Origin of the sequence: Hydrogenophaga atypica (assembly GCF_042665215.1) — a bacterium.
GTDB classification, from domain to species: domain Bacteria; phylum Pseudomonadota; class Gammaproteobacteria; order Burkholderiales; family Burkholderiaceae_C; genus Hydrogenophaga; species Hydrogenophaga defluvii_A.
In genome coordinates, this window is record NZ_JBHTCA010000078.1 from 1 (window position 1) to 979 (window position 979).

Annotated in this window: 1 protein-coding gene; it reads right to left on the reverse strand. The window is 63.7% G+C overall.

Features of this window, described 5'->3' with window-relative positions; genetic code table 11:
* The coding region (locus ACFQPB_RS23845) for an IS30 family transposase (protein ID WP_382228923.1) at positions 1-929 on the reverse strand (929 nt) is incomplete at its 3' end.
* Between the last annotated feature and the right edge of the window lie 50 nt (positions 930-979).

Here is a 979-nt window from a genome sequence, read left to right on the forward strand (position 1 = left end):
GCAATGGCATCGAGCTGCTCCTGGCTGTGGATCGATAGGTCGGTGCCCTTGGGCAGGTACTGGCGTACCAGCCCGTTCATGTTCTCGTTGGAGCCCCGCTGCCAAGGGCTGTGCGGGTCGCAGAAGTACACCGCAATGCCCGTGCGTTTGCTGAGCTCCTTGTGCATGGCCATCTCTCTTCCTTGGTCGTACGTCATGCTCTGGCGCATGGGCGCGGCAATGCCCAGCAGCTTGTCCGTGAAGGCCTGCAACACGTTGGCAGCGCTGGCCGGCTTGAACTCGGGCAGCTTGACCAGCATCACCAGGCGGCTGGTGCGCTCGACCAGCGTGCCCACCGCACTGGCGTTGGCAGCACCCTTGATGAGGTCACCCTCCCAGTGCCCGGGGAACTGCCGGTCTTCAATCTCGGGCGGACGCAGGTGGATGCTCACCATGTCGGGAATCTGCCCGCGCCGGTCTTGCCCCTTGCTGCGCGGCACACGCTTGTTGTGGGCGTGGCGCAGGGCGGCGATCAGTTCGCGCTTGAGTTCTCCCACGGGCTGAGCGTAGATGCAGTTGTAGATGGTTTCGTGTGACACGCGGTGCTCATGGCCTTTGGGATAGATGCGGGCCAGTGTCAGGGCAATCTGTTGGGGTGACCAGCGCTCGCTCATAAAGTGGCGCACCGCGCCAAAAAGCCGGCCGTCCCGATGGAGCTTGTTGGGTGGGCGGCCTTGGCTGCGCCGCTGTTGGGCGCAGGCGCATGCTGCGGCACTGGCGTAGCCCGCTGGCTGGGCATTGCGCCGCAGCTCGCGGCTGATGGTGCTGGGCGAACGTCCCATGACCAGGGCCATCTCTCGAACGCCGAACTTCTGTTGGACCAGGCTGGCCAGCGTCACGCGGTCCTCTGTCTGGAGCTGTTGATACCTTCTGGGTGGACTGCTTTGCATCTGCTGACCTTACTCGGTGGCAGGTGTTGCACTTCAGATTTGAATCCGCC